Here is a 21,841-nt window from a genome sequence, read left to right on the forward strand (position 1 = left end):
AGCCCATTGCAAATGGCTTGTGCGGGCGGGTTATCCTCACGCTTACCTCATTCCTGAATGATTATCCTGGTTTTCTTCGTTGCCCACTACTACCTCTCGCTGTTCACGCAGACGTTTTATTTACACCGCTACGCGGCGCATAAGATGTTTACGATGAATAAGTTCTGGGAGAAATTCTTCTTCCTCTTCACCTATATCTGCCAGGGTAGCTCCTTCCTGTCGCCGCGGGCATACGCTCTGCTACACCGGATGCACCACGCCTACTCCGACACGGAGCTGGACCCGCACTCACCACTGTTTTCCAACAACGCGTTTGACATGATGTGGAAGACGAAGGGCATTTATAACGACGTGCTAAACCATCAGCACGAACTGGCCGAGCGCTTCGAGGGCGACTATCCGGTGTGGCAGGCCATCGAGGACTTTGGCGATAAATGGTACTCGCGCCTGGGCTGGGGCACGGCCTACGTGCTGTTTTACATCAACTTCGCCACCGCCTGGTGGATGTACCTGCTCCTACCCATCCACTTCCTGATGGGGCCGATTCACGGGGCCATCGTGAACTGGGGCGGCCATAAGTACGGCTACCAGAACTTCGACAACCACGACCACAGCAAGAACACGCTGGCAATGGACTTCCTGGCCTTCGGCGAGCTGTTTCAGAACAACCACCACAAGCTACCGATGCGCGTCAACTTCGGCGTGAAGTGGTGGGAGTTCGACCCGACCTACGTGGCCATCTGGACGCTGGATAAGGCCCGGATTATTAAAATCAAGCGCCGCGACGTGCAGCCCAAGCAGCGCACCAAGAAGCTGGCGCAGGCTGCGTAGCCGCGCCCTACCCCCTCGCTACCGAGAAAGGCCGAAGTTTTGCTTCGGCCTTTTTTATTGCTCGCGTAGGCCGTACCTTTGCGGCCCCAAATACTTCTTTTTTCATCAGACGCACGAGCTGCGTCGCACAACCCGCAAGGTTTATGGCAGTTAAAATCCGCCTCGCCCGTCGGGGCCGCAAGAAGGCCGCGACATACGACATCGTAGTAGCCGACGCCCGCGCCCCGCGCGATGGCCGCTTCATTGAGAAGCTCGGTACCTACAACCCCAACACCAACCCCGCTACCATCAACTACGACGGCGACCGCGCCTTCTATTGGGTAATGGCCGGCGCGCAGCCTACCGAAACCGTGCGGGCCATGCTTGCCTACCGCGGCGTGTTGCTGCGCCGCCACCTCCAGCTGGGGGTAGGCAAAGGTGCTCTCACCCAAGAAGTTGCCGACCAGCGCTACCAGGACTGGCTGAGCGACAAAGATGCCAAGATTGAAGCTAAGAAAGTTGGCCTCACCGACACCAAGGCCGATGCCCGCAAGCAGCAGCTTGCCGCCGAAACCAAGGTGAAGGAAGCCCGCGCCGAAGCGCAGCAAAAGAAGCAGGCTGCCGCCCTGGCCGCCGCTACCCCCGCCGCCCCGGCCGAAACGGAAACCGAGACGACGGAAACCGCCGAAATCTCGGCCGAGGATGCCGCCTAAGCTCAGGTAGTTTAAGTACCTAAAGAGAACGTCATACTGAGCTTGTCGAAGCATCTCTACCGCGCCGTTCGGATATCGTTCGGTAGAGATGCTTCGACAAGCTCAGCATGACGTTCTTTTCATGTTATTGTACTCTAAATTTTCATTCCCTACCCCATGACCCGCGACGAGTGCTTTGAGCTGGGCTTCATCGTGAAGCCCCACGGCCTGAAGGGCCTGATGGTCACGCAGCTAGACGTGGACGATGCTGCCACCTACGACAAGCTCAAGACTCTGTACCTGGCCCTACCCGCCGCGCCGGGCACGCTCACGCCCTACCCCATCGAGCGCGTAAACCCGCAGGGGGGCTTGCGGGTGCTGCTCAAGCTGCGCGGCATCGAGCGCATTGAGGAGGCCGAGCCGCTGCGTGGGGCCAAGCTCTGGCTGCCACTGGCCGAACTGCCGCCGCTGGCCGAGCATCAGTTTTACTTCCACGATGTTATTGGCTTTCAAGTAATTGATGCCAAAGAAGGCCCGCTGGGCGTGGTCGAAAACTTCTACGAGCTGCCGCAGCAGGATGTACTGGCCATGCGCTACCAGGGCCAGGAAGTGCTGCTGCCCGTGGTGGATGAGCTGGTGAGCCACGCCGATATGGAGGCGAAACAGCTTTTCGTCAACATGCCCGAGGGCTTGCTGGACATCTACCTCAACCCCGGCGCGCACAAAAATCCGAACGCGGATTAACTACCGGCATCATTCCAAAAAACAGATGGTCGTTCTCAAAATCCGACCAATCCGACCAATCCGCGGTTTAGTACAGATGCGTGTAGATATCCTGACCTGCCAGCCGGCGCTGCTCGAAAGCCCGTTCGCCCATTCCATTGTGAAGCGGGCGCAGGACAAGGGCTTGGCCGAAATCCGGGTGCACAACCTGCGCGACTACGCCATCAACAAGCACGGGCAGCTCGACGACTACGTGTTTGGGGGCGGGGCGGGCATGGTGCTGCGCGTGGAGCCCATCGCGGCCTGGATTGACGAACTGCGGGCGCAACGGCCCTATGACGCCATCATCTACCTCACGCCCGACGGCGAAACTTTGCGCCAGCCGCTGGCCAACCGGCTCTCGCTGCTGGGCAATATTATCCTGCTTTGTGGCCACTATAAAGGCGTAGACCAGCGCATTCGGGAGGAGTACGTGACCCACGAAATCAGCGTGGGCGACTACGTACTGAGCGGCGGCGAGCTGGCGGCGGCCATCCTGGTAGATGCCGTGGTGCGGCTGCTGCCCGGCGTGCTCGGCAACGAGGAATCGGCGCTATCCGACTCCTTTCAAGATGGGCTGCTGGCCCCGCCGGTGTATACCCGGCCGGCCGAGTGGCGCGGGCGGGCCGTGCCCGAAATCCTGCTCTCGGGCAATACGCCACGCATTGAGGAGTGGCGGCACGAGCAAGCGCTGGCCCACACCCAGGCCAAGCGGCCCGATTTGCTGGGGCAGGGATAATTGACTGTCACGGCTTCACCCGTTTGCATTTACGCGCTTAATTTCTTATCTTTGCGCTCCGTTTCGCAAAATACCAATTGGTAGGCAGCGGCGCTGCTCACCTTGTAATTCTTTTTTCGCCATGAGCGTACTACTCGATTTTATTAATGCCGAAGGCCAGGAGCGCCGCGCCAGCTTTCCCAAGTTTGCTGCCGGCGACACCATTAACGTGCACGTGAAAATCCGCGAGGGTAATAAGGAGCGCGTGCAGCAGTTCCAGGGCGTGGTGATTCAGCGCCGCAACCCCAGCAGCAATGGTGAAACGTTCACCGTGCGCAAGATTTCCAACCAGATTGGTACCGAGCGCATCTTTCCGTTGCTGTCGCCCAATATCGACAAAATCGAGGTTATCCGCCGCGGCAAAGTGCGCCGCGCCCGCCTGTTCTACCTGCGTGGCCTCTCGGGCAAAGCCGCCCGCATCAAGGAGCGTCGCCGCGACATCGCGAAGGAAGTAGCTGCGTAAGCCGCGTTGCTTTTAGCGATAGTAAGAGCGAGCCCGCCCCAGATTGGGGGCGGGCTCGCTTTGTTTTTAGTCCCGGCTCGCGGGCTTGCCGATGGCCGCGGGGGGTAGGGCGCGCAAGGCAGCCAGCGCCTGCTCAGCTTCCTCGCGCTGGCGGCGGTTCTTTTTAGAATTTTTCTGCTCGTCTTCGGTGGCTTCGGTAAAGCGGGCGGGCGGGGCAGTGGGCGGGGGGCCGGCGACGTAGTAAGCCAGGATATGCTGGCGTAGCGCGGGAGTAAGATGCTCGAAATGATGCTTTTGCAGCTCGCGCAATAGTTGTTTATAGGTTACATCAGTTAGGATGTACTCGGTGGGCCGGGTAGGGCGGCCGGTGTCAAGGTTGGTATCGGGCAGGGCGGGCGTAGCGGCGGCCGTGTCGGGGGGTAGGGCGCGCACCAGGGTGCGGTAGCTGGCCAGCACAGCGCGGTAGCTGTGCCGGAAGCGGGCCTCGCCGGCGGCGCTGGGCACCCGGAAGGCAAAGGCTTTGAGCGGGCCAATCTTGGGCAGCAGGCTGAGCAGGCCCGAAAGCACCCGCGCCCCGAAGCCCGGCCGCTCGTAGTTCTGACCGTACTCGCGGCGAAACTGGCGGCGGTTAGTGCGGTACACGTAGTCGCGGCGGCGGGCGCGGGGGCTAACCTTGCGAATGGCCGCGCGCTGGTTGACCCAGGCAGCACGGGCGGCGGCCGGCATTAGCTGATTAACGGTAAAGCGATACGCCCCGATTCCGGCATCCACGTTGAACAAGACCTGGCCCAGCTCCAGGCCGTAGGTTTCTTGAAAAGCCTGCTCCAGCAGCGCCTTGCTCACCCGAAAGCCAACGTACTTGTGGTAGTCCTGCGAACGGTAGCGGCCGGCCGCAATCTGCACCACGTCGAACGAAAATTCCAGCTCGGTGTGGTTGATGGGCGCTTGTTCATACGTCACCACCGGGCCGTACTCAGCCCGGCGCTTGGGGTAGAGCTGGGGTAGGATGAGATTGGTGGATTCGGGATGGCCTACGTTGTCGGCGGCGTAGTGCGCGAGTGCGCCCAGGGCAAAGGCGTATTCGTTGCGGCCGTGGGCATCGCGCAGCAGGTTCTGGACAAAATCGCCCGCCCGCACGTAGTGGGTGAGGTCGGTGAAAAATTCCGCGCCCAGCGGGTAGTAACCCATGTCCTGAATAATGGCCCCGCCGTAGGCATAGCTTTTGGCTTCTTTCCAGGCGGTAGTATCGCCGCCGGGATAGCGCTGGCGCAGCAGTGGCAGCAGGTAATCGGCCCAGGTAGAGTCGATTACCGACTGGTGCGTGAGCACCGAATAGGCGCTGGCCGGGGCCGCTGCGAGCAGAAATAGTAGGAGTAATGCCAGGCGCATGAAGGGGGGTAGGGATTTTGCTGGGTGCAAGTACGCATAAGCTGGAGCTTATACTACGTTTTCCCTACCCCTGCCTTTACCGGTGGTACCTTTGCGGGACTTTTTGCTTCTTTCCATCCCTCCTACCCATGCGTATTTCCCGGCTGGCCGACCAGATGAGCGGCTCCGAAATTATCCGAATTGGCAACGCCGTGAGCGAGCAGATTCGCCAGGGCGCGACCATCTGCAACCTCACTATCGGCGACTTCGACCCGCAATTATTCCCCATTCCGGCGGGGCTGCGCGAGGGGGTAGTGGCCGCCTACCAGGCTGGCCAAACCAACTACCCGCCCGCCGCCGGCATCGCCGACCTGCGCCAGGCCGCCGCCGATTTCCTACAGAAACGCCTGGGCCTTAGCTACTCGCCCGCCGATGAGGTGCTGGTGGCCAGTGGCTCGCGCCCGCTCATCTACACCGCCTACCTGGCCCTGGTGGACCCCGGCGACCGCGTAGTGTTCCCGATTCCGTCCTGGAACAACAACCACTATTGCTACCTGTCGGGGGCCGAGGCGGTGGCCGTGCCCACCCAGCCCAAAAACGACTTCATGCCCACCGCCGAAGAGCTGGCCCCGCAGCTGCGCGGGGCCACGCTACTGGCCTTATGCTCGCCGCTCAACCCTACGGGTACGGTATTCACAAAGGAGAGCCTGGAACAAATATGCGACCTGGTGCTGGCCGAAAACCAGCGCCGCGGGCCTGATGAGAAGCCACTCTACATCCTCTACGACCAGATTTACTGGCTCCTGACCTTCGGCCAAACCGAGCACCACGACCCGGTGAGCCTGCGGCCCGCCCTGCGCGACTATGTGGTGTACATTGACGGCATCTCGAAGTGCTTCGCGGCTACCGGCGTTCGGGTGGGCTATGCGTTTGGACCTAAAGTAGTTATCGAGAAAATGAAGGGCCTGCTGGGGCACGTCGGGGCCTGGGCACCGAAGGCCGAGCAGGTAGCCACTGCTAAGTTCCTACCCCAAACGGAAGCTGTAGATGAGTTCGTGACGGGTTTCAAAACCAAGCTGCAAGCCACCCTCGATGCCGCCTACCACGGCCTGAAGCAGCTCCGTGAGCAGGGCTACCCGGTGGATGCCATCGCGCCGGCCGGGGCCATCTACCTCACCGCCAAAATCGACGTGCTGGGCCGCCGCACGGCCGCCGGCGAAGTGCTGGCCACCACCAAAGAAATCACCGCCTACCTGCTCACCGAAGCCGGGCTGGCCGTGGTGCCGTTCAGCGCCTTCGGAGCGGCAGCCACCGCACCGTGGTTCCGCCTCTCGGTTGGGGCCGAGTCGCGGGCCTCGGTAGAGGCCGCGCTGCCCCGCCTTCGGGCCGCGCTGGATAAGCTGGGGTAGGGTAGACGCTGCGAGTCCGCGAATCACCTGTCCTTGCGAGCGCAGCGCGGCAATCGCCCCGGAACGACACCCGAACGATTTCGTTCTGGTACAATTACCGCGCTGCGCTCGCAAGGACAAACGTCTTTTGCGTAAGTCCTGTATTATAGTTTCAATCTCTAGTTAATGGCGAATTCTTCTCCGTCTGCGCCGCCCAAAAACCTGGCACTACTGGGCTCCACGGGCTCCATCGGCACGCAGGCGCTGGACGTGGTGCGCGAGCAGGCGGGCCGGTTTCGGGTGGCGGTGCTCACGGCCGGGCGGCAGTGGCAGGCGCTGGTGGCGCAGGCCCAGGAGTTCCGGCCGGCGGCCGTAGTTATCGGCGACGAGTTTTATGCCGAGGTGAAAGCCGCCCTGGCGGGCCAGCCCGAAACCCAGGTGCTGGCCGGCGCGGCCGCCCTGCTGGAAGTGGTGCAGCGCCCCGACGTGGACGTGGTGCTCACGGCGCTGGTCGGCTACGCGGGCCTACCCCCCACGGTGGCCGCCATCCGGGCCGGCAAAGATATTGCACTGGCCAACAAGGAAACGCTGGTAGTAGCTGGTGAGCTGATAACCAGCTTAGTGCGTGAGCATAGGGTCAAGCTCCTACCCGTCGATTCCGAGCACTCGGCCATCTTCCAGTGCCTAGTGGGCGAAGAGCTGAACCCCGTGGAGAAGGTCATCCTCACGGCCTCGGGCGGGCCGTTTCGGGGGCGCACGGCGGCCGAGCTGGCGCATATCACTAAGGCGCAGGCGCTAAAGCACCCCAACTGGACGATGGGGGCTAAAATCACCATTGATTCGGCCACGCTCATGAATAAGGGCCTGGAAGTGATAGAAGCCAAGTGGCTATTCAGCCTTGATAATGAGCAGGTTGACGTTATCGTGCATCCGCAGAGTATCGTGCATTCGCTGGTGCAATTCCGCGACGGCTCGCTGAAGGCGCAGCTGGGCCGGCCCGATATGAAGCTGCCCATTCAGTACGCGCTGGGCTACCCCGAGCGCCTGCGCAATGATTTTCCGCGATTTTCGTTTTTAGATTATCCTACCCTCACTTTTGAGGCGGCCGACCAAGCTACGTTTCGCCACCTGCCGCTGGCTTACGCGGCCATGCGGCGCGGCGGCACCGCCGCCTGCGTCCTCAATGCCGCTAATGAAGTGGCCGTGGCGGCCTTCCTGCAGGACGGCGTAAGCTTCCTGGGCATGGCCGACGTGGTGGCCGGGACCCTGGACCGGGTTCCGTATCTTGCAACCCCAACCTTGGCCGACTACGCCGCTACTGATAGAGAAGCGCGCAGGGTGGCAACTGGGTTGTTGACAAATTGAATAATTCGTCCTTGCTTCGCTTTGCTCGCAAGGACGAACATTGTAAAATCTTCTGTTAAAATTTTTCCTTAGAAATTGGAAATTCTTGTTATGATTGGCCAGCTGGTGCTGGGCCTGTCGCTGCTAGTAGGCTTGCACGAGTTTGGACACTTTGCCTTCGCCAAGCTTTTTAAGATTAAGGTCACGAAGTTTTACATCTTCTTCGACTTCCTCTTTCCCCTCCCCCACGTCTGGAATTTCAGCCTGCTGAAAAAGAAGGTGGGCGACACCGAATACGGCATCGGTTGGTTTCCGCTGGGTGGCTACGTGGCCATTCACGGCATGGTGGATGAGACCCAGGATGCCGACGCGCTGGCCGGCCCGCCGCAGCCCGACGAGTTTCGGGCCAAGCCGGCCTGGCAACGCCTATTGGTGATGATGGGCGGCATTATTATGAACGTGATTACGGGCATCGTCATCTTCACCGCCCTTACGTATAAGCTGGGCGAGAGCTACTTACCTGCCTCAGAGGCCCGCTACGGGGTGGTCACGACCAGCCTGGGCCGCAGCATGGGCTTCCGTGACGGCGACCAGATTGTGAAAATCAACGGCCGACCCTTCACGGAGTTCAACGACGTGTACGACCCCAACGTGCTGCTCAACAACGAGAGCTACTACACCGTGGAGCGCGGCGGCCAGCTGCTGGACTTGCCCAAGCTACCCCCGCGATTCATGGACCGCATGGCCAAGCAGGGCGACAGCCTGTTTGTGGAGCCGCGCCAGCCCTTCACCCTCAAGGAGGTAGTGCCCGGCAACCCGGCCGCCAAGGCCGGCATTCGGGTCGGCGACCGCATTATGCGCATCGGCAGCACGCCCATTAGGTATTATGACGAGCTGCTGCGCACCCTACCCCCCCTCAAGGGCCAAACGGTACCCGTGGTGGTGGAGCGCGCCGGCCAGACCCTGACGCTACCCGTGACCATCAGCGAAACCGGCAAAATTGGCATCCGGCCCGAGCCAATGCTGCATTTCAGTACTCGTCAGTACTCACTGGGCCAGTCCATTCCGCAGGGCACCAAGAAGGCGTTCGATGTTATCTCGCTGCAAGCCAAGGCATTCGCTAAAATTGCCAAGCGCGAAGCCTCGGCTTCCGAAAGCCTGGGCGGCCCGGTCGAAATTGCGCAGCAATTCGGTGGGCACTGGGACTGGCCGCACTTCTGGACGCTGGTCGGGATGCTGAGCATGGTGCTGGCTTTCATGAACTTACTGCCCATTCCGGCCCTCGATGGCGGCCACGTCCTGTTCTTGCTCTACGAAATTATTTTGCGCCGCAAGCCGTCGGAGAAATTCCTGGAGGGCGCGCAACGCGTAGGCACAGTGCTTATTCTGGCTTTGATGGTGTATGTGATTGTGATTAAGCAGGTAATGAAGCTGTTTTAATTTTTTTTAATTGCTGGCTTTTGAAGTTGGAGAAAGCCAAAAAGAACGTCATGCTGAGCTTGCCGAAGCACCTCTACCGCGCCGTTCGGGTGTCGTTCGGTAGAGATGCTTCGGCAAGCTCAGCATGACATTCTGCATTATATACTATACAGCGGTTATGAATAAAAAAGGAAAGCTACTGACAATCAGCTACCTGCTCCTGGCGCTCTTCCTCGGTCTGCCCGGCGTAGCCGGCACCCGCCACGCCTACCACACTAGCATTCTGGAGCTGCGCCTGAACCCGCAGAAGCAGCAGGTAGAGCTGGCCCTGAAGGTTTTTGCCGACGACTTCGCCCAGGCCCTCTCGCAAGGCCGGCCCAAGGCCGTGGACTTGCGCTCACCAGCCGCCCTACCCCTGGCCGAATTGTACTTACATCAGCATCTGAAGCTCAGCATCCCGGCCAGCCCGCGCCAACCGCGCCTACCTCTCGATGTGCAGTTCCTGGGCCTGCAACCCGATAAGGAAGCCTACTGGCTCTACGCCAAAATACCCCTACCGCGCCCCACTCAGGAGCTACTGCTCAACCAAAGCGTGCTACTGGAATCGTTTTCGGACCAGATGAATATCGTGAACGCCGAGGGCAACGGCAAGAAAATCAGCGCCCTACTGCGCAATGGTCACGAAGAGGAATTGATTAGTTTTAGGAATTAATCACTAACCCCCAGCCACTGGCAGAACGGCCCCAGCGCCCGCAACGCGGCCAGGATGTGAGCCCGAAGAGCTTCTGGTGAGAGGGAGCGCACGTCCGCGTCAGGTAGCTCGTGCAGTAGTAGAAACTGCTTGTGACGCAGCCAGTTGGCCTCGGGGTGGGTAGGGTCGTAGCCGGGCGGCATTTTTTTGAGCTGCTCGCCGTGGAGGCCGCGCGGGAAAAACTGCCGGGCGGCGGGCGCGGCCAGCAGCGCGTGCAATCCTTCGGGCGCATAATCCATTTCCTGGCGCACGGCGGCCAGCTGCTCCTTGGTAGGCTCATAAAGGCCGCCGGCCACGATAGTCTGGCCATTTGGACCAATCTGGACGTAGCGGCCGGACGCATCGCCGTGCTTGCCGCCGGCCGCAAAGTAGGCCGAGAAGTGCGTCTTATACGGCACCTTAACCTTAGAAAATCGCACGTCGCGGTAAATGCGGAAAACGCACTTTTTGGGGTCCAGGCCGGCCAGGGCGGGCTCATCGGCGGCCAGCTCGCGCAGCCAGTAGGCCACGTCCTGCTCGAAGTCGGCGCGCAGCGTGTCGAAAGTGGCTTTATGGGCCTGAAACCAGTCGCGGTCGTTATGCTGGGCGAGGTTGTCGAGAAAGTCGAGCAGGGCGGCGGGGTTCATGGGGGTAGGGAGGCTGGTAGGGCGAAGCCAGGCGGAGCAGAGCGGCTGGCAAAGCTACGGCTCTGGGCGGGGCACTGTCCGGCATAGTTTTTTCGTTTAGCGATTCCCTACCCCCCTATTTTACCTATGCGACACCTTCCGCTACTAGCTTTTTCCACGCTACTCTTTCTCATTCAACCCGCTGCCGCTCAGCGGCCTACTGACCTCTGGTATTTTGGCCGACAGGCGGGCCTGAGTTTCGCCAACGGCGCGCCTACCCCCCTGCTCAACGGAGCCATGACGACCTACGAGGGCTGCGCCGTGGCCACCACCCGGCGTGGCGAGCTGCTCTTCTACACCGATGGCCAAACCGTGTGGAACCGCCTGCACCAGCCCATGCCCGGCGGCCGCCACCTCATGGGCAGCGGCAGCAGCACCCAATCGGCGCTCATCGTGCCCGACCCCGGCTCGGGCAACATCTTCTACGTCTTCACGGTAGCTGCGCAGGGCGCGCCCGATGGCCTGCGCTATTCGGTGGTAGATATGACCCGCGCCAATAGCCTCGGCGACGTGCCCCGCGCCAACCTGCTACTACTCAGCCCGGTGGCGGAGAAGCTGGCCGCCGTGCGCCATGCCAACGGCCGCGACGTGTGGGTGCTGGCCCACCGCTGGCGCTCCAACGCCTTCGTGGCCTACCTCGTCACGGCCGAGGGCGTACAGGCCGCCCAGCCCATCCTCAGTAATGTGGGTAGCATGAACGCCGGCCCCGGCGGCAACGCCATTGGGGCGCTCAAGTTCTCGCCCGATGGCCGCCAGGTAGGCACCGCTTTGTGGCGCGACAACAATAAGTTTGAAGTCTACGACTTCGACCGCGCCACCGGCAAGGTGAGTAACCCGCGCGGCTTTGGGCCTTACCAAGAAGCGTATGGCGTGGAGTTTTCGCCCGATGGCAGCAAGCTCTACGGCACCTGCAACGGCAACAGCGCTGGGGCCATCAGCCGGGCCGGCGCAAGCGAAACCCAGCTTATTCAAATTGACCTGAAAACCAAGAAGGCCGAGACGGTGGGCCGCTCCAGCAACCACAAAATCGGGGCCTTGCAGCGCGGGCCGGACGGTAAAATCTACGTGGCCCGCGAGGATAATTCCTTCCTGGGCGTGATTGAGAACCCCAACGCCGCCGGCCCGGCCTGCGGCTACGTAGACGATGGCCTGAACCTGGGCGGCCGACGCAGCAAGCTGGGGCTACCCGGCTTCATTACCGAGCCATAGGGTAGGGCGTTATTTTGGCCGCCTTTGGCGCGGCACGCGGCACCTGCGGCCCGGCGGAGTTATTTTTGTGCAAAAAATTAGGTATGAGAACATTTTTTTCGGGGAAATTGCGCCGCTTACCCCTGGCGCTACTAGGGCTACTCACAGCGGGTATGCTCACCACGGCTTGCAAGAAGGATGACACCATGACGACCCCCGATTATTCGGCGGCCGACAACGTGACTATCACTAAGTACCTAGCCGACAATTCGATATCTACCGCGCAGAAGCAGACTTCGGGGCTGTACTACGTGCCGCTGGTAACCAACGCGAACGCCGCGAAGCCCGCGGCCGGCAACACGGTATCGCTGCTTTACGCGGGTAAGCTGCTCGATGGCACCGTCTTCGATGCCTCCTCGCTGCACAACAACGTGCCCGTCAGCTTTGCGCTGGGGCAGCAGCAAGTCATTCCGGGCTTTGATGAGGGCGTGTCGCTGATGCACCTGGGTGATTCGGCCCTGTTCGTTATTCCGTCGGGGCTGGCCTACGGGCCGGGCGGCAGCGCCCCAACTATCCCGGCCAATGCGGTTATCCGCTTCAACGTGAAGCTGGTAGACATCAATTTTGCCCTCACCGACGATAAGCTCATTCAGAATTATCTGAAAGCCAATTCCATTACCACTGCCCAAAAGCAGCCCTCGGGCCTGTATTTCGTGCCGGGTGTTACGAATGCTACTGCCGCGGCCGCGGCCGGCAAAACGGCATCGGTACTCTACACCGGTAAGCTGCTCGATGGCACCGTCTTCGATGCCTCCTCGCAGCACGGTAACGTGCCGTTCCAATTCATGGTTGGAGCTACGCCTAAGCAAGCTATTCCGGGTTTTGATGAGGGAATTTCCCTCATGCACAAAGGGGATAAGGCCACCCTGCTCATCCCCTCCAACCTGGCCTACGGCCTGGCAGGCAGCAGTACCGCTGTGCCCGCCAACTCCGTACTGCGCTTCGACGTGGAAGTGACGGACGTAAAATAAGCCTGGTAGTATTTCCCGCGGAGGACGCGACGGCAGACGCGGAGCCCGCAGAGCGAACGACTCCGCGGCTTCCGCGCCTACCTCCGCGTCCTCCGCGGGAAATTTCGTCAGGTAGAGGCGCTTCCCCCGTATTTTGCGGCCGTGCCCGCTCCTCTTCTTTCCGCCGCCAACTACGCCCAGGGCCTGGCCGCCGGGCAGCGCGGCGTACTAGCCCGTGCTATCACCTTAGTAGAAAGCACCTTGCCTGCGCACCAGGCGCTGGCGCAGCAGGTGCTGCAAACAGTGCTACCGCGCACTGGCGGCGCGCTGCGGCTGGGCATCACGGGCGTGCCGGGGGTAGGCAAAAGCACGTTTATTGAGGCGCTAGGGCTTTATTTAGTAGAAAAGCTGGGCAAGAAGCTGGCCGTGCTGGCCGTGGACCCCAGCTCGCCGCGCGGCGGCGGCAGCATCCTGGGCGATAAAACCCGGATGCCGCAGCTCACGCTGCACCCGCGGGCATTCATCCGGCCCTCGCCGGCATCGGGCAGCCTGGGAGGGGTAGCCCGTGCTACCCGCGAGGCCCTGCTGCTGTGCGAGGCGGCCGGCTACGACGTCATCTTCGTCGAAACCGTAGGGGTAGGGCAAAGCGAAGTGGCTGTGCACGGCCTGGTAGACTTTTTCCTGCTCCTGATGCTGGCCGGCGCCGGCGACGAACTGCAAGGCGTGAAGCGCGGCATCATGGAAATGGCCGACGCCCTGCTCATCACCAAGGCTGATGCGGGCAACGAGCAGGCCGCCCGCCGCGCCGTGCGCGACTACGCAGGCGCGCTACACCTCTTCCCGCCCGCCGCCTCGGGCTGGACGGTACCCGTGCGCACCTGCTCGGCCGCAACCGGCGCGGGCCTGCCCGAAGCCTGGGACCTGATAGCACAATACGCCGCCCAAACCCAGGCCAGCGGCTACTGGCAGCAGCGCCGCGCCCAGCAGCAACTCCAGTGGCTGGAAGAGGCCGTGCGCCAGGCCCTGGAGGCCCAGTTCTACGGCCGGACCGGCGTGCAAAGCGCCCTGCCGGGCGTGCGGGCCGCCGTGGCGGCGGGTCAGCTTACGCCGTGGGCGGCGGCGGGGCAGCTGCTGAGCACCAGTTAGCGGGTGGCTACTCTAATTGGGGTAGTCCATCAGCATAGCAGGCGTACCAGCGTCTTTGTTTTGGGCTGGCTTGTTTTTAGAGGGGTTAGGGAAAAGAAAGCGCTATGTAAATTTGGTCTATGTTTCGCGCTGCTTATGCTACTGATTTAACGGATGCCGAGTGGCAATTACTTGAGCCTTACGTGCGTAGTAGTGGTCTCGGTCGGCCGCCGCTCCACAGTAAGCGCGAGTTGCTCAACGCCATCTTTTACCAATTGCGGGCCGGCGGGGCCTGGCCCCTGCTGCCCCACGATTTGCCGCCCTGGCGTACGGTTTACAAACAGTTCGAGGCCTGGCGCGAGAACGGCACCTGGGACCGCCTGCTCACCGGCCTGCGTCAGCAACTGCGCCAGTTCACCCGCGAGGCCGAACCCACGGCCGGGGCCATCGATTCGCAATCCGTGCGCACGGGCGGTAAAAGGGGGGCTGTCACGGCTACGATGCCGGCAAGCAAGTAACTGGGCGTAAGCGACATATTGCGGTCGATACCCAGGGCCTACCCTTGGCCGTGTTGGTGCAGGCGGCCAGCGTGCAAGACCCCGTGGGCGCAGCCCCGGTGCTGGCCGAGGCCAAAGCCAACGCCCCACAGTTGCAGGTGCTTTGGGCCGACGCCCGCTACCAGGGACCGCTGGTGGCCACGGCCGCCGCCGCGCTGGGCCTGCGCGTGGAGGTTATCCGGGCCCCGCCCGGCACCAAGGGCTTTGTGATACTGCCCCGGCGCTGGGTCGTGGAACGCTCCTTCGGCTGGCTGAGCAAGTACCGCCGCGTGGCAGGCCGAGATTACGAAACCAATCCCCGTGTCAGTGAGGCTATTATCAAAGCCTGTTTTTGTCATCTCATGCTCCGACGACTGGCCAAAGGGCCGCCACCTAAACATAGCGATTGATTTTCCCTACTCCCTCTAAGAGGGAGCTTACACAAGGGCCAAGTAATCAACCGTATAGTTATAACTGGCTTTCGGGGCCTTGCCGGGGGTGGGCCCGGTTTCCCACCCGTGCGTCGTAGCTGGCCGAAGGGTTTTTAAAAAAGGCAAACCACCCTATTATCAGCATGACCAGCACTGCCGCCAGCACCAGCAGCGTGGCCCCGCTCCGCACCAGCGTTGGCCCGCTCACCGGCACCACGCCCCAGATGCGCAACACTAGTAGCCCTCCCAGCACTACCCCCAGCAACAGTATCAACGCACCAATTAGCTGTTTCATAAAGAAGTGGGTTATAAGAAATGGATTACAAACTAATACACTAACGGTTAGGGGCGAAGCTACCCCTAGGCGCTAAAGCTTATCCAGCCAGGGCTGGCGCTTGGCTTCATATTCAGTCTGAGTTAACACGCCCTCATCGAGTAGCTGCTTTAGCTTTTGCAGCTGCGCGGCGGGGTCGGCAGTGACGGCGGCGGGTGGGGGGCTACCGGGCTGGTTGGCCAGCAGGCGGCCCAGCTCGGCACCCACGCCGAGCTGCATGCCCGCGCCAGCCAGGCCGCCGCTGGTGCGGGCAGCATCGCGCAGGGCGCGCAGCTTTTCGAGGTCCGTAAAGCTGAGCCCCCCGGCGGCGGCGGCCTGGCTTTCGGCCGACACGTCGGCTATCTGCCCAATGCGCTGCTGAGTGGCCTGGTCGAATACGGTGCCGCTGAGGCGGAAGTCAGTCAGTTCCAGGCCTAGGGGGGTAAACTCGGTGGCCAGCTGGGTGCGCAGGTTGGCGGCCAGCGGCGTGAGCTGCGCGTCGAGCTGCTGGTACGAGAAGCCGGCCGACGCCAGCTGGGTGGCCAGGTCCTGGGCAATGCGGCCCTGCAGCAGCGTGCGGGCCTGCTGGGTGGTGTAGTAGTCGGCCAGCCCGGTTACTTGCGTAAAAAACTGCCGAGCATCACTCACCCGAAACGAGAAATTGCCATTGGCCCCCAACTGCACCGGAAACTTATACACTGGGTCGAGGTACTTCACCGGCGTGGCGGTGCCCCAGTTCTGGTTCACGTTGTCGGCCCGGCGGTAGAAGTAGATGCCCAGCTTGTGCTCGCTCTCGAAGCCAGTGCGCAGCTTGCTGAGCGTGGTAATAAAGGGCTGGTTATCGGTGGCCAGGTCGTAGATGCCCTCCGTATCGAGCACGTCGCTCACGGCACCTTCGTACACCAGCAGCACGCCCTGGCCCGGCCCCACCAGCAGCTTGCTGGCGTTCTTCACCTCGTCGCCGTTGGCCGACGGAAACTTGTAGAGCAGCACGCCCGGCACTTGGTCGGGCCACTGGATGACGGTGGCCAACTGGTGGCCAAACAACGAAAAGCTCATGGCTACGGAATGGATACGGGTGAGCCCAGCTTCCCGCTCGGGCTAAGGGTGTACGTAGTCAGGCCATTGGCAATAATCAAGCCCGCCGGGTAGCGCAGTACGTCGGCATCGCGGCTCAGCTCGCCGGGCAAGGGCGTGGTGAACCGGATGGCCCCGGTGTGCGCGTCGAGGGCCTGCAAATTGAGCGGACTGTCGCCGGCCGCCGTGGGCCGCAAGGTAATCAGCACGTAGTCCGCATCATAATACAGGAGGCTGGGGCTGAAATAAAGCCGGCCGGGCGTGAAGTCGTGGTAGCCCGTGAGCCGGTCCAGCTGCACCCAGTACGGGGTGATGAGGCGCTTTACGTGCGGGTCGGCATCGGTGAATACTCCCGAGCCGCCGTAATCGTCGTCCCATTCAAAATTGGGGCCCGCTTTCGGCCCGCTACCGTTGTCGTGATACTGGTAGGTAATAAGCTGAATGGGGTCGTCGGGGTAGGTATCGCTGGCGCGGCTAAAGGCGAAGCCGGTTTGCAACGTGCTACCGGGCCGCAGGCTTTTGATGCCAAACTTGGCCTCGCTCTGCTCGTCGTTGGTGTAGAGCTGGTGGATGAGCGGGTAGTAGTTGTAGTGGTGGCCGTCGTTGGTAAAGAGGTAAAAGCTATCGTCCTCGTTGTTGCCGGTGCCGATGCTGGCCACGCCGCTGGCCAGCGCGGGCTGGTCCTGAAACAGGGTCTTGCTCACGTCTTCCACGGTCAGGCTTTGCGCGTTCACCCGGTACACCGTCGTGGTGCCGAACAGCAAAAAAACGGTGCCGTTGGAAAATTGCCGTAGCGTGATTCCGCCCGTGGGGCTACCAGGCAAGCCCACCAGCTTCAGCTTAGCCCCGGTGGCAGCGTTGTAAAAGCCCACCGAGTCCCGGCTAGACGGGTTGCCATCCAGGTCATCGTTCTCGCGGTCGCCCGCCACCAGCAGCAGTGGTTGCTGGCCACTGCCTGATACGAGCGCCGTTTGGGTGGTGTGCCAGTGCCAGGGGTGGCGGGCGGCGGTAGCCGAGCTAGTGGCCGAGCTGGTAACCTGGTTGTCGAAGAACGCATTAGTCAGGTAAATCCCCACGATGATGACGAGCAGCACGGCCCCTAGGATAAGCAGCACGCCTACCGACGCCTTCCCCGCTGGGGCAGCCGGCGCGGGCACCGGGGTGGCCGGCACCTGCCGCACGTTGATGTTGATGTCATCGTTATCGAGGAAATACTCGGTGCCGCAGCTGTCGCAGCGGAAAACACCGGGCCGAATTTCCGTCTTCTGAATGCTGCCGCACTTCGGGCACTGAATTGCTTTGATTTCCGTGGCCATATCCCCCGCGTCGGGCGCTAGCGCCGGCAAGTCCCGGCGGGGCCTAAGATACGGCAACGGTGGAAGTCGGCTGGGCGGCCGGGGTCGCGGCGGGTGCCGGGCAAAGTACGGGCTAGGATAGCCAGGTTGTCGAAAAGCTGGGTAAGAAGCTGGCCGTACCCGTGCGCACCTACCCGGCGGTAAGCGGCGCGGGCCTGCCCGAAGCCTGGAACCTGATAGCGCAGTACGCCGCCCAAACCCAGGCCAGCGACTACTGGCAGCAGCGCCGCGCCCAGCAGCAGTTCCAGTGGCTGGAAGAGGCCGTGCGCCAGGCCCCGGAGGCACAGTTTTACGGCCGGGCCGGCGTGTAAAGCGCCCTGCCGGGCGTGCGGGCGACCGTGGCCGAAGGGCAGCTCACGCCGTGGGCGGCAGCGGGGCAGCTGCTGGGGAGGGGGTAGTGGGCAGTTGGTTTAATCGGGGCGAGCAATTAGTATAGCAGGTTTTAGGGACACTGCTACTTGTAGCGGGCTGGTTTTTAGGGAAGTTTGCTGAAGGCGCTTTTGAAGATTTGGCAAGAATCAGCGTAGCGGTTCGAGAAAACCAATGTATCTTTATCGTGTACTACAGTACTAGGACACTAAACAGATTCAGTTGTTACGATTAGCTGAATTTCGCTGAAATTAACTATTTTTTGCTCAGTTCTTATCCCACCTTTTCTAATGACCATTTCCTCTTTTACCAAGGCTCACTACTGGGACTACTTTATCCTGATGGCGCGGGTCGCGCTAGCTTTCATATTCATGAGCTATGGATTAGCTAAACTAGCTGGTTATCAATTTGGTGTTACCTCAGAAATATTAGCTCAACCGCTAGGACAAGTAAGTCTTGCTCACGTAGCGTGGTATTGTTTTGGGCATGAGCCTTTTAGTGCTTTTGTAGGGATTTCGCAAGTCTTGGCAAGCCTGTTATTGCTATGGAATCGCACAGCTTTAGTAGGAGCCGTGCTACTGCTACCCATTGCCATTACGATTTTCATTATTGACTTGACCTATCTTAATGAAATTGTGGCCTTTCGCTATGCATTACCCTTCTATTTAGGGCTTATTTTCCTTATCATAAATCATTACCGCAGCCGGATGGTGGTGGTATTCCGGGCGCTCGCATTGGGCGTGACTACCCGTTTTTCCTATCCTTTGTGGACTTACTTCATGCTCCCAGTAGCAGGTATATTGCTTAGTATGAGCTGGCTGCTACCTAAGTACACGGTTGATTTTATTCATAACCCAGCTGGTACGATACGATACTTTGAACTCCTGTTCACTCATCTAAAACAGCTGATAAGCTAGGAATTGGGATTGTACTTATTGGTAACAGCACGTTGCTTTGAGTTTTATTTTTATATAAATAAGTATATTATTATTAACCTTTTCTACCCTGACCAGTTACTGGTCGAGTAAAGTAGGCTTGGTTAGCAGGGCGGTCAGCCGCTCGCGCCAGGAAGCCGACAAATAAGGCGTGGCCAGCAGCGCCCGTACCTTCTCCAAGTCGTGCGGACCAGGAGCCAGACAATCCGCCATATCCTGAATAGTGACGGGGTAGGGCGACGCCTGCACCAGCGTAATCTCATCCCCGGCCTGCATAACACCTATCTGCTGCACCCGAAAATAAATGCCGCTGCGGCGCGCCAGCTCAAACTCGCGCACGATGCCCGGCCGGGCCAGGCGAATACCCAACTTGAAGCAGGGCTGGCGGGGCTGCACGGCCATTAGCACGGCCGTGCCGAGCCGGAAGCAGTCGCCCACGCGCACGTCGGTTTCGAGCAGGCCCGCGGTGGTCAGGTTTTCGCCGAAGGCTCCCGGCACGAGCTGGTCCTCGGATAAATACTGCCGCCAGTAGGCCCAGTGCTCCTGGGGGTAGGCGTACACGGCTTTATCGGGGCCGCCATGCACGCGCAGGTCGGCCTGGCCATCGTCGGCGAGGTGCGTGGCGAGCACGGCCACCGGGCCAGCCACGGGCTGCTTGAAAATGCTGGTGCGCACGGTTTTATCCTGCCAGCTGATATCCCGCGGGAGCGACGTGTTGATGGAAAGCAAGTGCATAGCGCGAAGTAACTACTGCGGTCGCCTACTACGGCGCGTGGCGGGGCCACTCCGCGCGCGTCCGCAAACGTTAGCCCCTTATCCTGGTTTCTTCTTCGGCTTTCCCTACCCCTCCCCATGACCCTTAACCTCGGCACCTTCGGCCCCGACCCGCAGTTGGAATGGCTCAGCGGGCCGCCCGACCGGCTGATGCGGCTACTCCGCGATTTCTGGTACGACGACCCCAATGGCCGCCGCTGGCTGGCCCCGGCGGGCGGCATCACGGACGGGGCCAGCATTCCGGCCCCGCTCTGGTCCAGCATCGGCTCGCCCTTCACGGGGCCGTATCGCCGGGCGGCCATCGTGCACGATGCGGCTGTGGACGCGGCCGGCGTAGCGCGCTTCGACGCCGACCACATGTTTTACCGGGCCTGCCTGGCGGGCGGCTGCGCGCCCGGCCAGGCCGACCTGCTGTACGCGGGCGTGCGCATCGGGGCTTGGTTGCCACGCGTGCGCTTCTGGGCCAGCGACTTGGCGGCCCAGCCTACCTTGGCGGCCCGCAGCCAAAGTCTGGCGGCTGAGCCCGGCCCTACCCCCCTGCTGGCCCCCTACCCGGCCCTGGAGCCCACCCTGGCCGGCGAAAGTATGCGCCTCACTCTGCGCGAAATCGCCGCCGACCTGGCCACCCGTCCGGCCGCCGACCAGTCATTTGCCAATATGGCGGCGGTGGTAGAGCGGCACCTGGCGGCGAAGGCCAGCCAGCAGCCAAGTAATATTTAAGAATGAAGAACTTACGCAAATCGCTTGTCATGGCGTAAGTCCTGAAATTAACAATCAGCAACCAACCCCATGCCCGTTCGCCACTACCCTACCCTGAGCGCTTATATTGAAGCCAACCGCCGCACCACGCCCGAATACGACGATGTGGAGCTGGAAGTAGTGGAGGGCGCCCTACCCCCCGATTTGCTGGGTACGCTGCTGCGCAATGGCAACGGCCACTTCGAGCAGCACGGCGTGAAGTACGACCACTTGTTTGATGGCGACGGCATGGTGGCGCGCTTTACCTTTGATGGCCAGCGGGTTGTCTACCGCAACCGCTACGTGCGGACTCAGGAATTCGTGGCAGAAGAGGCCGCCGGACGGATGCTCTACCGCAGCTTCGGCACCAACTTACCGGGTGGGCTGCGGGCTAATTTTGGCAAAACGCAGTTTAAGAACACCGCCAATACCAGCCTGGTGGCGCACGGCGGCCACCTGCTGGCGCTCTGGGAAGGCGGCCTACCCCACGCCCTCGACCCGGAGTCGCTGGCCACGCGGGGGCGCTTCGACTACGGCGGGGTGCTGCGCAACCCGTTCGGCTGGCTCGACCGGCGCATTACGCCCGAGCTGCCGTTTTCGGCCCATCCCAAGGTGCACCCCGTCACGGGCGTGCTGCACAACTTTGGCACCGTGGCGGGCCGCCAGCACCGGCTGGTGCTGTATGAGGTGAGCCCGGCCGGCGCGGCGCGGGTGGCCCACGTGCTGCCGCTGGCGCAGGCCCACTTCGCCCACGATTTTGTGCTGACGCAGAGCGGCCACCGCATTTTTTTCCTCACGCCGGTGGCGTTTGACGTGTTCCGGGCCTTGTCGGGGCTGACCTCGCCGGTGGCTTCCATTAAGATAAACCGGCAGCAGGATACCCAGATTGTAGTGGTGGCCCCCGATGGCGCGGTGCACCGGCTGCATACGGAGTTTGGCTTCGCTTTCCACTTCGTGAATGGCTACCAGGACCCCGCCGACGGCACCTTAGTAGCCGATGCGCTGCTAATGGCCGACTTTCCCGACGCGGCCGCCATCAAGGGCTACCTGGCCGGCCACCTGCCCGACGACCAGCCGCAGGCGCGCTTCGTGCGCTTTCGGCTGGACCTGGCCGCCGGCACCGTAGTCCGCCAGCCACTAACCGACGGCGAGGGCGAGCTACCCGAAATTCACCCCGACCGCCTGGGCCTCCCCTACCGCTACACCTGGACCATCGGAAGGCCCGCCGCCTCGCCCTCGCCCCTGCTCGACCACCTGCTCAAGCTCGACGTGCAAACCGGCGCGCTGCGCCACGCCTACGCACCCGGCACGCTGTGCAGTGAGCCCGTGGTGGTGCCCCGCCCCGGCTCCACGGCCGAGGACGACGGCTACCTCGTGTACCTCCGCTACTCGGCCCCCGACGATGCCACCGACCTGCTCGTGGCCGATGCCGCCGACCTGCGCCCGCTGGCCCGCCTGCGGCTGCCGCACCACATTCCGCTGGGCTTTCACGGCTTGTGGCAGGGGCAAGGGTAGGGTACGCTTTAGCTTGCCGTAACTTAATTTTTACT

23 protein-coding genes are annotated in these 21,841 nt (G+C 61.6%); 17 read left to right on the top strand and 6 right to left on the bottom strand.

Annotation, left to right across the window (positions count from 1 at the left end; genetic code table 11):
• The first annotated feature begins 57 nt into the window (after positions 1-57).
• The 5 genes from LC531_RS10835 to rplS all read left to right on the top strand — a co-directional run bounded on the left by LC531_RS10835 (position 58) and on the right by rplS (position 3,505).
• The gene (locus LC531_RS10835; protein ID WP_223650308.1) at positions 58-831 is read left to right on the top strand and encodes an acyl-CoA desaturase; all 774 of its coding nucleotides are present in this window, start codon (positions 58-60) and stop codon (positions 829-831) included.
• Between the two features lie 143 nt (positions 832-974).
• Positions 975-1,523 carry a 30S ribosomal protein S16 gene (locus LC531_RS10840; RefSeq protein ID WP_223650309.1) on the top strand — a complete coding sequence of 183 codons (549 nt, stop codon included), beginning with the start codon at positions 975-977 and terminating at the stop codon, positions 1,521-1,523.
• 156 nt (positions 1,524-1,679) lie between these two features.
• Positions 1,680-2,246, top strand: a complete 567-nt coding sequence (gene rimM, locus LC531_RS10845) for a ribosome maturation factor RimM (protein ID WP_223650310.1) — start codon at positions 1,680-1,682, stop codon at positions 2,244-2,246.
• Between the two features lie 76 nt (positions 2,247-2,322).
• Positions 2,323-3,003: a tRNA (guanosine(37)-N1)-methyltransferase TrmD gene (gene trmD, locus LC531_RS10850; protein ID WP_223650311.1), complete on the top strand. Its 681-nt coding sequence runs from the start codon at positions 2,323-2,325 to the stop codon at positions 3,001-3,003.
• A gap of 121 nt (positions 3,004-3,124) precedes the next feature.
• The gene (gene rplS / locus LC531_RS10855) at positions 3,125-3,505 is read left to right on the top strand and encodes a 50S ribosomal protein L19 (RefSeq protein WP_223650312.1); all 381 of its coding nucleotides are present in this window, start codon (positions 3,125-3,127) and stop codon (positions 3,503-3,505) included.
• A 66-nt stretch (positions 3,506-3,571) separates the two neighbouring features.
• Here the strand turns inward: rplS and LC531_RS10860 are convergent, their stop codons facing one another.
• Positions 3,572-4,894, bottom strand: coding sequence for a zinc dependent phospholipase C family protein (locus LC531_RS10860; protein ID WP_223650313.1), 1,323 nt, complete (start codon positions 4,892-4,894; stop codon positions 3,572-3,574).
• Positions 4,895-5,022: 128 nt separating this feature from the next.
• On the opposite strand from LC531_RS10860, the gene LC531_RS10865 reads away from it, so the two are divergent.
• The 4 genes from LC531_RS10865 (at position 5,023) to LC531_RS10880 (ending at position 9,736) form a co-directional block, all read left to right on the top strand.
• Complete coding sequence (locus tag LC531_RS10865; protein WP_223650314.1) at positions 5,023-6,282, top strand: pyridoxal phosphate-dependent aminotransferase; 1,260 nt, start codon at positions 5,023-5,025, stop codon at positions 6,280-6,282.
• A gap of 165 nt (positions 6,283-6,447) precedes the next feature.
• A complete protein-coding gene (locus LC531_RS10870; RefSeq protein ID WP_223650315.1) occupies positions 6,448-7,626 on the top strand; it encodes a 1-deoxy-D-xylulose-5-phosphate reductoisomerase in 1,179 nt (392 codons plus the stop codon).
• A gap of 75 nt (positions 7,627-7,701) precedes the next feature.
• Positions 7,702-9,045 (top strand): RIP metalloprotease RseP, encoded by a 1,344-nt coding sequence (gene rseP / locus LC531_RS10875; RefSeq protein WP_223650316.1) that lies wholly within the window; start codon positions 7,702-7,704, stop codon positions 9,043-9,045.
• Positions 9,046-9,202: 157 nt separating this feature from the next.
• Positions 9,203-9,736, top strand: coding sequence for a DUF6702 family protein (locus LC531_RS10880; RefSeq protein ID WP_223650317.1), 534 nt, complete (start codon positions 9,203-9,205; stop codon positions 9,734-9,736).
• On the opposite strand, the gene LC531_RS10885 is transcribed toward LC531_RS10880, so the two are convergent.
• The gene (locus LC531_RS10885; RefSeq protein ID WP_223650318.1) at positions 9,733-10,401 is read right to left on the bottom strand and encodes a DUF2461 domain-containing protein; all 669 of its coding nucleotides are present in this window, start codon (positions 10,399-10,401) and stop codon (positions 9,733-9,735) included. The two genes, LC531_RS10880 and LC531_RS10885, sit on opposite strands and share 4 nt — an antisense overlap.
• A gap of 126 nt (positions 10,402-10,527) precedes the next feature.
• Here LC531_RS10885 and LC531_RS10890 point away from each other — a divergent pair, with 126 nt between their 5' ends.
• The 4 genes from LC531_RS10890 (at position 10,528) to LC531_RS10905 (ending at position 14,709) form a co-directional block, all read left to right on the top strand.
• On the top strand, positions 10,528-11,649 hold the full coding sequence (locus LC531_RS10890) for a YncE family protein (protein WP_223650319.1): 1,122 nt from the start codon (positions 10,528-10,530) through the stop codon (positions 11,647-11,649).
• A gap of 107 nt (positions 11,650-11,756) precedes the next feature.
• Positions 11,757-12,659: an FKBP-type peptidyl-prolyl cis-trans isomerase gene (locus tag LC531_RS10895; RefSeq protein WP_223650320.1), complete on the top strand. Its 903-nt coding sequence runs from the start codon at positions 11,757-11,759 to the stop codon at positions 12,657-12,659.
• Between the two features lie 141 nt (positions 12,660-12,800).
• Positions 12,801-13,784 carry a methylmalonyl Co-A mutase-associated GTPase MeaB gene (gene meaB / locus LC531_RS10900; protein ID WP_223650321.1) on the top strand — a complete coding sequence of 328 codons (984 nt, stop codon included), beginning with the start codon at positions 12,801-12,803 and terminating at the stop codon, positions 13,782-13,784.
• A gap of 119 nt (positions 13,785-13,903) precedes the next feature.
• Positions 13,904-14,709, top strand: a protein-coding gene (locus LC531_RS10905; protein ID WP_223650322.1) for an IS5 family transposase whose coding sequence is annotated in 2 segments (ribosomal slippage) — positions 13,904-14,251 and positions 14,254-14,709 — 804 coding nt in all. Because the reading frame shifts where the segments join, the coding sequence is not laid out codon by codon here.
• 58 nt (positions 14,710-14,767) lie between these two features.
• On the opposite strand, the gene LC531_RS10910 is transcribed toward LC531_RS10905, so the two are convergent.
• From LC531_RS10910 to LC531_RS10920, 3 genes are all read right to left on the bottom strand, one after another.
• Positions 14,768-15,025: a hypothetical protein gene (locus tag LC531_RS10910; protein ID WP_223650323.1), complete on the bottom strand. Its 258-nt coding sequence runs from the start codon at positions 15,023-15,025 to the stop codon at positions 14,768-14,770.
• A 72-nt stretch (positions 15,026-15,097) separates the two neighbouring features.
• Complete coding sequence (locus LC531_RS10915) at positions 15,098-16,102, bottom strand: SPFH domain-containing protein (RefSeq protein ID WP_223650324.1); 1,005 nt, start codon at positions 16,100-16,102, stop codon at positions 15,098-15,100.
• A 2-nt stretch (positions 16,103-16,104) separates the two neighbouring features.
• Complete coding sequence (locus LC531_RS10920; RefSeq protein ID WP_223650325.1) at positions 16,105-17,436, bottom strand: transposase; 1,332 nt, start codon at positions 17,434-17,436, stop codon at positions 16,105-16,107.
• Between the two features lie 161 nt (positions 17,437-17,597).
• On the opposite strand from LC531_RS10920, the gene LC531_RS10925 reads away from it, so the two are divergent.
• Positions 17,598-17,786, top strand: coding sequence for a hypothetical protein (locus tag LC531_RS10925; RefSeq protein WP_223650326.1), 189 nt, complete (start codon positions 17,598-17,600; stop codon positions 17,784-17,786).
• 348 nt (positions 17,787-18,134) lie between these two features.
• Complete coding sequence (locus LC531_RS10930; protein ID WP_223650327.1) at positions 18,135-18,761, top strand: DoxX family membrane protein; 627 nt, start codon at positions 18,135-18,137, stop codon at positions 18,759-18,761.
• Positions 18,762-18,857: 96 nt separating this feature from the next.
• Here LC531_RS10930 and LC531_RS10935 read toward each other — a convergent pair whose 3' ends face one another.
• Positions 18,858-19,514, bottom strand: coding sequence for an MOSC domain-containing protein (locus LC531_RS10935; protein WP_223650328.1), 657 nt, complete (start codon positions 19,512-19,514; stop codon positions 18,858-18,860).
• 117 nt (positions 19,515-19,631) lie between these two features.
• Here LC531_RS10935 and LC531_RS10940 point away from each other — a divergent pair, with 117 nt between their 5' ends.
• Positions 19,632-20,273, top strand: a complete 642-nt coding sequence (locus LC531_RS10940) for a DUF1353 domain-containing protein (RefSeq protein ID WP_223650329.1) — start codon at positions 19,632-19,634, stop codon at positions 20,271-20,273.
• 69 nt (positions 20,274-20,342) lie between these two features.
• Positions 20,343-21,806, top strand: coding sequence for a carotenoid oxygenase family protein (locus LC531_RS10945; RefSeq protein WP_223650330.1), 1,464 nt, complete (start codon positions 20,343-20,345; stop codon positions 21,804-21,806).
• The last annotated feature ends 35 nt before the right edge of the window (positions 21,807-21,841 follow it).

Origin of the sequence: Hymenobacter psoromatis (genome assembly GCF_020012125.1) — a bacterium.
In the GTDB taxonomy this organism is placed as follows: Bacteria; Bacteroidota; Bacteroidia; order Cytophagales; family Hymenobacteraceae; genus Hymenobacter; species Hymenobacter psoromatis.

Excerpts from the sequence above, each read along its gene's own strand:
- LC531_RS10835 (WP_223650308.1), top strand. The coding sequence starts at position 58 with ATGATTATCCTGGTTTTCTTCGTTGCCCACTACTACCTCTCGCTGTTC.
- LC531_RS10840 (WP_223650309.1), top strand. The coding sequence starts at position 975 with ATGGCAGTTAAAATCCGCCTCGCCCGTCGGGGCCGCAAGAAGGCCGCG.
- rimM (WP_223650310.1), top strand. The coding sequence starts at position 1,680 with ATGACCCGCGACGAGTGCTTTGAGCTGGGCTTCATCGTGAAGCCCCAC.
- trmD (WP_223650311.1), top strand. The coding sequence starts at position 2,323 with ATGCGTGTAGATATCCTGACCTGCCAGCCGGCGCTGCTCGAAAGCCCG.
- rplS (WP_223650312.1), top strand. The coding sequence starts at position 3,125 with ATGAGCGTACTACTCGATTTTATTAATGCCGAAGGCCAGGAGCGCCGC.
- LC531_RS10860 (WP_223650313.1), bottom strand. The coding sequence starts at position 4,894 with ATGCGCCTGGCATTACTCCTACTATTTCTGCTCGCAGCGGCCCCGGCC.
- LC531_RS10865 (WP_223650314.1), top strand. The coding sequence starts at position 5,023 with ATGCGTATTTCCCGGCTGGCCGACCAGATGAGCGGCTCCGAAATTATC.
- LC531_RS10870 (WP_223650315.1), top strand. The coding sequence starts at position 6,448 with ATGGCGAATTCTTCTCCGTCTGCGCCGCCCAAAAACCTGGCACTACTG.
- LC531_RS10880 (WP_223650317.1), top strand. The coding sequence starts at position 9,203 with ATGAATAAAAAAGGAAAGCTACTGACAATCAGCTACCTGCTCCTGGCG.
- LC531_RS10885 (WP_223650318.1), bottom strand. The coding sequence starts at position 10,401 with ATGAACCCCGCCGCCCTGCTCGACTTTCTCGACAACCTCGCCCAGCAT.
- LC531_RS10890 (WP_223650319.1), top strand. The coding sequence starts at position 10,528 with ATGCGACACCTTCCGCTACTAGCTTTTTCCACGCTACTCTTTCTCATT.
- LC531_RS10910 (WP_223650323.1), bottom strand. The coding sequence starts at position 15,025 with ATGAAACAGCTAATTGGTGCGTTGATACTGTTGCTGGGGGTAGTGCTG.
- LC531_RS10915 (WP_223650324.1), bottom strand. The coding sequence starts at position 16,102 with ATGAGCTTTTCGTTGTTTGGCCACCAGTTGGCCACCGTCATCCAGTGG.
- LC531_RS10920 (WP_223650325.1), bottom strand. The coding sequence starts at position 17,436 with ATGGCCACGGAAATCAAAGCAATTCAGTGCCCGAAGTGCGGCAGCATT.
- LC531_RS10930 (WP_223650327.1), top strand. The coding sequence starts at position 18,135 with ATGACCATTTCCTCTTTTACCAAGGCTCACTACTGGGACTACTTTATC.
- LC531_RS10935 (WP_223650328.1), bottom strand. The coding sequence starts at position 19,514 with ATGCACTTGCTTTCCATCAACACGTCGCTCCCGCGGGATATCAGCTGG.
- LC531_RS10940 (WP_223650329.1), top strand. The coding sequence starts at position 19,632 with ATGACCCTTAACCTCGGCACCTTCGGCCCCGACCCGCAGTTGGAATGG.
- LC531_RS10945 (WP_223650330.1), top strand. The coding sequence starts at position 20,343 with ATGCCCGTTCGCCACTACCCTACCCTGAGCGCTTATATTGAAGCCAAC.